Origin of the sequence: Actinosynnema sp. NPDC059797 (genome assembly GCF_042732085.1) — a bacterium.
Classification (GTDB): Bacteria; Actinomycetota; Actinomycetes; order Mycobacteriales; family Pseudonocardiaceae; genus Actinosynnema.
The window spans coordinates 1-9749 of record NZ_JBHWIE010000264.1 but is presented as its reverse complement, the minus strand read 5'-3'; the positions used below and the strand labels follow the sequence as shown (position 1 = coordinate 9749).

Annotated in this window: 10 protein-coding genes and 1 pseudogene; all 11 read right to left on the bottom strand. The window is 75.3% G+C overall.

All coding sequences use genetic code 11. The features are described 5' to 3' along the window. Positions 1-304: pseudogene (locus ACFV4N_RS33605) on the bottom strand (hypothetical protein); the annotation flags it as partial. Beyond that, complete coding sequence (locus ACFV4N_RS33600; RefSeq protein ID WP_499676685.1) at positions 297-1460, bottom strand: acyl-CoA dehydrogenase family protein; 1164 nt, start codon at positions 1458-1460, stop codon at positions 297-299. The gene ACFV4N_RS33600 and the pseudogene ACFV4N_RS33605, both read right to left, overlap by 8 nt. Next, a complete protein-coding gene (locus ACFV4N_RS33595) occupies positions 1457-1708 on the bottom strand; it encodes an acyl carrier protein (RefSeq protein ID WP_499676684.1) in 252 nt (83 codons plus the stop codon). The genes ACFV4N_RS33600 and ACFV4N_RS33595 overlap by 4 nt, the downstream gene beginning before the upstream one ends. A 21-nt stretch (positions 1709-1729) precedes the next feature. Continuing rightward, complete coding sequence (locus ACFV4N_RS33590; protein WP_499676683.1) at positions 1730-2998, bottom strand: alanine racemase; 1269 nt, start codon at positions 2996-2998, stop codon at positions 1730-1732. Then, the gene (locus ACFV4N_RS33585; RefSeq protein WP_499676682.1) at positions 2991-4481 is read right to left on the bottom strand and encodes a class I adenylate-forming enzyme family protein; all 1491 of its coding nucleotides are present in this window, start codon (positions 4479-4481) and stop codon (positions 2991-2993) included. Before ACFV4N_RS33585 ends, ACFV4N_RS33590 begins: the two co-directional genes overlap by 8 nt. Then, positions 4478-5551 carry a phosphopantetheine-binding protein gene (locus ACFV4N_RS33580; protein ID WP_499676681.1) on the bottom strand — a complete coding sequence of 358 codons (1074 nt, stop codon included), beginning with the start codon at positions 5549-5551 and terminating at the stop codon, positions 4478-4480. The genes ACFV4N_RS33585 and ACFV4N_RS33580 overlap by 4 nt, the downstream gene beginning before the upstream one ends. After that, complete coding sequence (locus ACFV4N_RS33575; protein WP_499676680.1) at positions 5548-6861, bottom strand: TrpB-like pyridoxal phosphate-dependent enzyme; 1314 nt, start codon at positions 6859-6861, stop codon at positions 5548-5550. The genes ACFV4N_RS33580 and ACFV4N_RS33575 overlap by 4 nt, the downstream gene beginning before the upstream one ends. Then, complete coding sequence (locus ACFV4N_RS33570; protein WP_499676679.1) at positions 6858-7139, bottom strand: phosphopantetheine-binding protein; 282 nt, start codon at positions 7137-7139, stop codon at positions 6858-6860. Before ACFV4N_RS33570 ends, ACFV4N_RS33575 begins: the two co-directional genes overlap by 4 nt. Next, complete coding sequence (locus ACFV4N_RS33565) at positions 7139-8395, bottom strand: glutamate-5-semialdehyde dehydrogenase (protein WP_499676678.1); 1257 nt, start codon at positions 8393-8395, stop codon at positions 7139-7141. The genes ACFV4N_RS33570 and ACFV4N_RS33565 overlap by 1 nt, the downstream gene beginning before the upstream one ends. Positions 8396-8402: 7 nt before the next feature. Further along, positions 8403-9143, bottom strand: coding sequence for an SDR family NAD(P)-dependent oxidoreductase (locus ACFV4N_RS33560; RefSeq protein ID WP_499676677.1), 741 nt, complete (start codon positions 9141-9143; stop codon positions 8403-8405). Then, the coding region (locus ACFV4N_RS33555) for a thioesterase domain-containing protein (protein ID WP_499676676.1) at positions 9136-9749 on the bottom strand (614 nt) is incomplete at its 5' end. The genes ACFV4N_RS33560 and ACFV4N_RS33555, both read right to left, overlap by 8 nt.

Sequence of the window (9749 nt, the reverse complement as noted above, 5' to 3'; positions counted from 1 at the left end):
CGCCCCACGTCGCCGCCTCCTCGGCACGGGCTCCCTCGGCGAGCAGCGGCAGCACCGTCGCCAACTGCACGCACGCGGCCAGCGTCACGCCGTTGAGCCCGCGCCCGTCCAACGCGGCGAGCAGCACGCCCAACCGCCCGGGGTCGACACCGCGCTCCGGGCGCCCGTCCCGGTACACCTCGGCGAGCACGCCCGCCTTGCCCAGCGCCGCCCAGCAGGCCGTCGCGTCGGGCACCGGCGGCACGGCGGTCAGGGCGCGCTCCACCTGCTCGGCGAAACCGGTCGTGGTCGGCTCGTCAGGCAAAGCGCACCTCCGGGTCGAGCAGCGCGAGCCTCCCGTCCGCCAGGTACAGCCGGTCGTTGCTGTAGTTGAGCGCCGCCGAGCGCAGGTCGCGCAGCGCGCGTTCCAGCCCGGTCGGCGAGTTGCGCAGGTAGCCGTGCCGCAGGCCCACCGCCTCCACCAGCTCGTCCACCGCCGCGTGGCACTGCTCGGCCGCGGTGATCTTCAGCTCGTTGAGCAGGAGCTGGACGCGCGGCCGGGACAGGTCGTCCGCCTCCGCGACCACGGCCTCCGTGCGCCACAGCAGCGCGTTGACCACCTCCAGCCGCTGCCGCGCGCGGGCGAGGCGGGTCAGCAGCAGCTCGGAGCCCAGGTTGAGCGACCCGCGCGAGGACGGGTCGCGCAGCAGGCCGAGGACCCGCGACAGCGCGCCGCTCGCGGTGCCGAGCCAGCACGCCGACCAGCCCAGGTGGGCCAGGGGGCCGAAGGTGCGGGTGACGATCTCGCGGAAGCCGCCGTGCTCCCCGACCACCTGGTGGCCGGGCACCCGGCCGCGCAGCCGCAGCGCGCCGCTGTGGCTGGCCCTCATGCCCAGCGGCTGCCACTCGCCGGACGGGGTGACCTCCAACTGGTCCCGCGCGGCGTAGACGAGGGAGACCTGGCTGTCCGACGTCGCGTTCGGGCCGAGCATCGTCACCAGGAAGCCGTCGGCGTGCGCGCCGCCGGTGACGATCGGGGCGAACCGGTCCACCACCAGCTCGCCGTCGTCGTCGCGCAGCTCCGCCTGCGCGGTCAGCAGGTGGCCGCCCTTGCCCGCCTCGGTGGTCACCGAGGCCAGGTACAGCTTGCCCTGCGCGATGGCGGGCAGCAGCTCGCCGCGCAGCCGGTCGCCGGCGTGGCGCACGACCGCGGCGACCTGCTGGCAGTGCATCGCGAAGATCATAGCCGCGGACATGTCCTCCCGGCCCAGCCGCGTGCTGACGGTCAGCACGTCGGCGACCGAGCCGCCGAGGCCGCCGTGCTCGACCGGCACCAGCAGGCCGAGCAGCCCGGTGGCGCGCAGCTCGTCCAGCGCGCGCACCGGGAACGCGGCGTCGGCGTCGGCCTGGCCGGCGTGCTCGGCGACCACGGCGGCGACGGCGTCCGCCAGCTCGGCGAGGTTCGGCGCGGTGGTGGTCACGCCGCACCGACCTGGGTGCCCGACGCGGCGGAGACGGCCCGCCACAGGTTGCCGGCGGTGGCGAACGTGGTGTCGGTCAGGTCCTCGTCGGGCAGCGACACGCCGAACTCGTCCTCGATGGCGAACAGCAGCTCGATGGACTGCATGGAGTCCAGCCCCAGGTCGCGCAGCGGCGTCTCGGGGGTCAGCTCGCGGTCGCCGCGCGCGGGCAGGAAGCGGGTCAGCAGTGCGGTGAAGCGCTCGTCCATGGCGTGGTCGGTCCTTTCGGGTCAGTGGGGAGCTCGGGTCAGTTCGAGGCGGGAGGCGTGGACCAGCCGGTCGCCGTCCACCACGGCCTCCACGGGGCAGGGCTGGCCGAGGAAGGCGACCAGGGAGGCGTACAGGCCGTACGCGCCGACGTTCGGCACGGCGAGCAGGTCGCCCGGCCTCAGCCGCGGCAGCCGGGCGGTGCGCGACCAGGTGTCCAGCGGCGTGCACAGCGGTCCGGCCACGACGGTCGGCTCCGCCGGCCCGTCACCCGCCGGGTGGACCAGCGAGGGGGTGAGCGGTGGCAGGCGGCGCAGCCCGGACATGCCGCCCAGGTGGTTGATGCCGGACTCCAGCACGACGACTTCGCGACCGTGCGACCGCTTCACGTCGAGCACGGCGGTCACCAGCGACCCGGCGGTGCCGACGAGGTAGCGGCCGGACTCGAAGACGACCTCCGGCGCTCCCCCGCGCCAGCCGGGCGCGTGCTCGTCGAGCAGGTCGTGCAGGCCCTCGCGCAGCCCGGTCAGGTCGAGCGCGCCGCCCTCCTTGGCGAACGGCGCGCCGAACCCGCCGCCCAGGTCGAGCACGTCGACCCGGAAGCCCTCGGCGCGCAGCTTCGCCGCGGTGGCCAGGCTGCGGCCGAACTGGGCGAGCAGGTCGTCCACGCCCGCCAGGTTGGTGCCCATGTAGAGGTGCAGGCCCACCACCTCGACGTGGTCGCGGTCGCCGAAGCGGGTGGGCTCGGCGAGCACCCAGCCGACGTCCGCGCCGAACTGCGAGGTGACGCCGGTCATGGTGAGGCCCTGGCCCGGTTCCGGCTGGTCGTCGTTGATCCGCAGCAGGGCCCGGACCCGGACCGACTCCACGCGGGCCACCGCGTCCAGCTGGTCCAGCGCGTGCGGCGAGTCGACGGAGAACTCCCGCACGCCCAGGCGCAGGGCGCGGGCGAGGTCGGCGTCCCGCTTGCCCGGCCCGTTGTAGAGCAGGGTGCCCGGGTGCCACCCGGCGGCGAGCGCGGCGTCCAGCTCGCCCGGCGAGCAGACCTCGGCCCGCGCGCCGCCCTCCCGCAGCGCGGCGAGCACGTGCGGGTGGGGGTTGGCCTTGAGCGAGTAGTAGAGGCCGGCCGGCTCGGGCAGCGCCGCGCGCAGCCGCGCGAGGTTCGCGCGCACCTCGGCCAGGTCGTAGACGTAGGCGGGGGTCTCGACGCCCTCCCGCAGCGCGGTGGCGACCGCGCGGTTCGCGGGCACGGCGCGGTCCTCCGCCCCGCCCCCGGTCCGGTGCTCAGACACCGCTGGTCACCTCCCGCAGCAGGGCCTTGCGGTCGACCTTCCCGTTGCCGGTCAGCGGGAGCGAGGGCGCCACCACGCACCGGTGGGGGATCTTGAACTCCTCGATCTCCTCCTTCAGCAGCGCGGTCACCTCGTCCGCGGTGAGCTGCCCGACGACCACCAGCACCGCGGACCGGTCCCCGTCCGGCGGGAGCACCACCGCGGACTCCACGCCGGGCACCCGCCGCACGGCGGCCTCGACCTCGGTCGCGCTGACCCGGAAACCGCGCTGCTTGTAGATGTCGTCGCGGCGGCCGTCGAAGTACACGTAGCCGTCCTCGTCGAGCCGGCCGTAGTCGCCGGTGCGCAGCTCCGGGAACAGCCCCTCGGCGCGGTGGAAGCGCTGGGCGGTCAGCTCCGGCCGCCGCCAGTAGCCCGCCATCACGTTGGGCCCGCGCACGACCAGCTCGCCGATCTCGCCCGGCGGCAGCCGCCTGCCCTCCTCGTCGATCGCGAACAGCTCGGTGCCCGGCAGGGCGCGGCCGGACGCGCCGGGTCGCTCCAGGTCGCCGTCCGGCGGCATGATCGCGGCCCGCTTGCACTCGGTGAGGCCGTACATCAGCTGCACCCGCAGGGTGGGGATCGCGGCGCGCAGCACGGCCAGCGGCTCGACCGGCATGGCCGCGCCGGTGTTGGTCAGCAGCCTCAGCGGCGGCGCGCCCGCACCGCCGGCGCGCTTGACCAGCCGGGCCAGCGTCTCGGCCACGGCGGGCACCGAGGCCAGGACCGTGGCCCGCGCCCCGACCAGGTTGCGCAGCAGGGACGGCCCCACCTCGGCCGGCTGCCCCAGCCGCACGTGCGCGCCGCTCACCGCGCCCAGGAACAGCTGGTAGAGCCCGTAGTCGAAGGACAGCGGCAGCGGGCAGTAGACGACGTCGTCCGGGCGGTAGGCCAGTTGGGACTGGATCGCGCCGACCGCGAACACGGCCTGCTGGTGCGTGCTCACCACGGCCTTGGGCAGCGAGGTGGTGCCGGAGGTGTAGATGAGGCAGACCGGGTCCACCGACAGCGGGCCCGGCAGGTCGGCGCGGGCGGGCGCGTCGGCGAAGGCGGCGGCCTCGACCTCCCGGGGCCCGACGGCCCGGATGCCGCGGTCCCGCGCCGCGGCCCGCGCCTCCTCCTCGGCGGCGACCAGCAGGGCGGGTTCGCTGTCGTGGAGCACGTGCTCCAGCGGCCGGCCGCGGGTCTGCTCGTGCAGGACGGTGAACGCCGCGCCGAGCCGCGAGGCCGCGTACACCAGCACCGGGACCACCGTGCCGGACGGCGCGACCAGGACGACCCGGTCGCCCCGGGACACGCCCCGGTCGGCCAGCCACGAGGCCAGCCGGCGGCTGCCCTCCGCCACCTGCCGGTGGGTGAGCACGTCGGTCGCGGTGGACACCGCGGGCCGGTCCGGCCAGTTCCGCTCCGCCGCGTCGATCAGGTCGTGCAGCAGGGTCGTCATTCCGGTCCTCCGGAGGAGCGCGAGACGAGACGGCACAGGTCGTCGAGCCGGTGCAGGTTCTCCGGCACCAGGTCGTCGGCGTCGAACTCGACGCCGAGGGCGGACTCCAGGCGCTCGACGATGTCGACCACCCGGAACGAGGAGAACGACGGGAAGGACGGGAACGGCTCGCCGGCCAGGACCTCGGCGGGGTCGACCTTCAGCACCCGGGCGACCACGGCCGCGACCTCCCGCCGCAGCCCGTCGAACACGACCCGGTCGGCCGCGAGCAGGTCGGCGAGCCGGGGCAGCACGCCGGGCGGTTCCGGCCGGCCGCGCGCCACCCGGCGGTAGGCCAGGTAGGTCTGCTCGGCCAGCGCCCCCCACTGCCGGACGTGCTCCTCGAACGCGGCGGGCTCGTCGTGGCACGCGGCGTGCAGCCGCCGGGACCTGGCCAGCAGCCACGTCTCCAGGGTCAGCCGGCCCAGCGCGGCCACCCGGTCCGGGTGCTCCCGGTACGCCCGCACGTAGGCGTCCACCACGTCCGGTTCGGCGTGGTCCTGCCGCGGCCGGACCGCGGCGGGCGGGTCCACCGGTTCGAGCCGGAACACCCGCGCCCCGTCCGGGATCGCGGCCGACAGCTCCGCCGCGGACAGCTCCCAGCGGCCCGGTCGCGCCGGGCCCCATCGGGTGTCGTTGTGGTAGGCGTCGTGCACGGCGAAGCCGTCCGGCCCCGCCTCCACCAGGAAGCTGTGGTCCATGTGCTCGTGCCCGCGGTAGGGCACCCACGGCAGGTGGAACGCGTCCGCGACCACGTACACCAGGTCCGGCGGCAGGTCGGCCGCCGTGGCGGCCTCCCACCTGCCGGTCACGGCCAGGCCGAGCAGGTGGCGGGCGTCGAGCAGGTGGTCGTCGAGGGTCCGCTCCACGGTGGGCAGCCCGTCCGGGCCGGGCACGGGCGCGAACCGCAGCCGCGCGCCGAGGGCGAGGTGCCGCCCGGGGCCGTGCCGGCGGTCCGCCAGCAGCGCCAGGTTGGCCTGCAGGCAGTCCAGCAGCTCGGCGCGCACGACGACGTCGGTCGAGGCGGTCACACCCGTGCCCCTTCCACGCGCGGCAGCCCGGCCACCGCCGCCAGCAGCGCCTCTTCCGCCGGGGCCTGGTCGCTCAGCTCGCCGTCCAGCAACTGCTGGTAGGCCGCCAGGTCCAGGTAGCCGTGGCCGCTGACGCAGACCAGCACGCCGCGCTCGGCGCCGTCGGCCGCGAGCCGCGCCGCGGCGGCCAGCGCGTGCCCGGACTCCGGCGCGGGCAGCACCGTCTCGCGCACGGTGAAGCGGCGACCCGCCTCCAGCGCCTCGACCTGGTCCACCGCGACGGCGTCGACCTGGCCCGCGTGCCGCATCGCGGAGACCAGCTTGGCCGCGCCGTGGTAGCGCAGGCCCGCCGAGTGCGAGTCCGGGATCGAGTAGGAGCTGCCGATCGTGTACATGGCCTCCAGCGGGCCGGTGCCGGTGGCGTCGGTCCGGTCGTAGGCGTACACGCCCCTGGTCAGCTTGGGCGTGGAGCTGGACTCGGCGGCGACGAGCCGGGGCGGCCGGGTCCCGGTGGCGGCGGCCTCGGCGTGGAACGGCAGCGCGATGCCGCCGAAGTTCGAGCCGGCGCCGACGCAGCCGACCACCGCGTCCACGTCGGCGTCCAGCTCCGCGAGCTGCGAGATGGCCTCGATGCCGATCACCGACTGGTGCAGGATGCTGTAGGTCTCGCCGCTGCCGATGCAGAACGCCGCGCCCTCCTTGCCGGCGGCGTACTCCACGGCCTCGCCGATGGCCAGCGACAGGCTGTTGCCCTGCCCCTCGGTCTCGCGGGAGACCTTCGTGGTGCCGGTCGGGCTGGCCAGCACCTCCGCGCCGAGCATCCGCATCAGCACGCCGCGGTAGGGCTTGCGGGCCAGGCTCGACCCGACCATGAACACCGTGCAGCGCAGGCCGAACAGGGCGCAGGCGGCGGCCAGGGCGGTGCCCCACTGGCCCGCGCCGGTGCCGGTGACCAGCTCCCGCACCCCGGCGCGCTTGTAGTAGTACGCCTGGGCCAGCGCGGTGTTGAGCTTGTGGCTGCCGGAGATGTTGCCGCCCTCGTACTTCACGTAGACCGGCACCTTCGCGCCCACGGCCTCCTCGAAGCCCGTGGCCCGCCACAGCGGGGTCGGCCGGAACTTGCGGTAGGCGTCCAGCACCTCGTCGGGGATCGGCCAGTACTCGCGCGGCTGGAGGCTCTGCCGCACCAGCTCCATCGGCAGGTTGACGCCGATGCCGTTGCCGCCGGAGGTCTCCGGGGAGCGGTCCTCGGGCAGCGGGGTGGTCAGGTGGGGCAGCACGCTGCGCCACCGGGTCGGCATCGCGGTCATCGGGCCGCCTCCACCGCGTCGAGCACGACGTCCACCAGGTCGTCGACGGTGGTGAAGGTGCGGCCGACGAACAGGTCGTCGGGCAGCGTCACGCCCAGCTCGTCCTCCAGCCGCACGAGCATCCCGACGAAGCCGAACGAGTTGACCCGCAGCAGCTCCCCGTTCAACGGCTCGTCGCCGGGGACGGCGTCGGGGTCGATCGACAGCCGCGACTCGGCGATCACGACGGTCTTGACCGTGCGGGTGACGGTCACGCGGTCCAGTGCCTCGACGGACATCAGTGCTCCCTTTCGGCGCGCAGCGCACCGCGGGCCTCGACGACCCAGGTGTGGGTGAGCAGCGCTGAGACGGTCACCGGGCCGCGCACGTGCAGCCGGCCGGTGCTGATGGAGATCTCGGAGCCCAGCCCGAGGGTCGGGCCGTCGTGCAGCCGCAGCGAGCCGTTCACCACGACCGCGGCGGCGTCCACGCCGCGGGTGAACCGCTCGACCACGGACTCGTCGGCGCTCACCACGCCCTCGGTGTGGGCCGACCCGTAGCGGCGGACGTGCTCGACCGCGGCGTCCACACCGGCCACCGGCAGCACGCCGATGGTCGGGTCCAGGAACTCGCGGCCGAGGTCGTGCGGCGCCAGCTCGGCGATGCGCACGCCGCCGCCCGGTCGGGCCCGCAGCCCGCCGCCGAGCTTGAGGGTCACGTCGGCGCCGGTGCGGACCACCTCCTCGACGAAGTCGTCGGCCACGTGCTCGTCGACGAGCACCAGCTCCAGCGTGTTGCAGGCGGAGGGCTCGGCGAGCTTGCTGTCCAGGGCGATCTCGGCGGCCCGCGAGAGGTCCGCGCTGCCGTGCACGTAGAGGTGGTTGACGCCGCCGCCGCTGGCGATGACCGGCACGGAGCCGGCCGTGCGGCAGAAGTCGATCAGCGCGGGGCTGCCGCGCGGGATCAGCACGTCCACCGCGTCCGGCCGGCGCAGCAGCGCCCGCAGCACGGAGCGGTCCGGGTCCTCGATCACGCTGACCAGCCCGGCCGGCAGCCCGGCGGAGACCAGGGCCTCGTGCACGGCGGTGGCCAGGGCGGCGTCGGTGCCCGCCATCTCCTTGCCGCCGCGCAGCAGCACGCTGTTGCCGGCCACCACCGGGATCAGCGCGCCCTCGACGGTGACGGTGGGCCGGGCCTCGTAGACCATGAAGACCACGCCCAGCGGCTTGGGCACCTTGCGCAGCGCGCCCCAGTCGCCGATCGGGACCGGCGGCGCGGGCGTGGTCGCCGGGCCCAGCTCGGCGGTCACCGCGTCGATCAGGCGCAGCAGGCCGCCCAGGTGGTCCTCGGTGAGCCGCAACCGCTCGACCAGCACGGGGGCCAGCCCCCGGCGCTCGGCGGCGGCGACGTCCTCCTCGTTGGCCTTGAGGATCAGCGGCCACGAGCTGGTCAGGTGCTCGGCGAGCGCGCCGCAGTAGCGGCGGTAGGCCGGGTCACCGACCGGTGGCGCCGCGTGCAGCGCGGCGCGTGCGGAACTCAGCAACTGCTCGGTCATGGTCTCCTCACCACATGAACTGGCCGCCGTCGACGATCAGCTTCTGGCCCGTCAGGTAGCCGCTCTGCGGGCTGACCAGGAACTCCAGGGCGTCGGCGATGTCGTCGGTGGAACCGATGCGTCGTTGGGGGATCTCGGCCAGCACCGCGGCCAGCCGGTCGGGGTCGTCGAGCCGGAACCGGGTCCGCAGCTCTTCGGTGTCGGTCATGCCGGGGATCAGGCAGTTCACCCGCACGGTCGGGGCCAGCTCCAGCGCGAGGCACTTGGTGAGCTGGAGCAGCCCGGCCTTGCTGGCGCAGTAGTTCACGCCGTTGAGGCGGGGGCGGATGCCGGTGGTGGCGCCGATGTTGACCACGTTCCCGGAACCGGCCGCGAGCATGGCCGGGGCCAGCGCCCTGGTCAGCCGGAACGGGCCGGACAGGTTGGTGTCCAGGACCGCGGACCAGTCGTCCTCGGACATCTCCAGGAACGGCCGGTCGATGTTGACGCCGGCGTTGTTCACCAGCACCGAGGGCGTCCCGTGCGCGGCGAGCAGCCGTTCGGCCCACGAGGCGACCGCCGCCGCGTCGGCGACGTCGACCCGGTCCGCGGCCACCCGGTCGCCGTGCTCGGCCACCAGCCGTTCCGCGGCGGCCGCGTCGCCCCGGTACAGCGCCACGACGCGGTACCCGAGCTTGACCAGGCGGGTGGTGAGGGTCAGGCCGATGCCCCTGGTGCCGCCGCTGACCACGGCGAGCCGGTCAGTCATCGAGGAACTCCTTGGTGTGCGCGACCAGGGTGGGCAGGTGGTCGGGGTCGAAGACGTCGAAGTGGCCGCAGTCCAGGCGCCTGGTCCGCAGGCGCGGCGCCAGCTCGGGCCACCGGGTGTCGGTGTTGTCGGGGCAGCGGACCAGCAGCGCCGGCCCGTCGTAGCGGGCGCGCACGCGGTGCCGGTCGAGCGCCCGCAGGTGGGCGTCGGTGACGGCGGCGACGCGGCGCCGGTCGTCCTCGGTGGGCGTGAACCCGGCGGAGGCCACGACCCGCGCGCGCAGCCCGTCGTCCACCGGTTCCGGGTCGGCGGTGCTGTCCACCATCACCACGGCGGGCCGCGCGCCCCGCTCGGCGAACCTGACGGCCAGCTCCCAGGCCAGCACGCCGCCCATCGACCAGCCGAACAGCAGGGCGGGCGGCCGGTCGACGAGGGCCGCGTAGCGGTCGGCCATCGCGATCAGGTCGTCGTCGGGGACCTCGCCCGGCAGCAGGCCGGCGGCGCGCACCGCGCGCACCGGGCCGCGCGCGGCCAGTTCGGCGGCGATGCCGAGGTACGGGCCGATGCCGCCGCCCGCCGGGTGCAGCAGCAGGGTCGGCGCGCCGG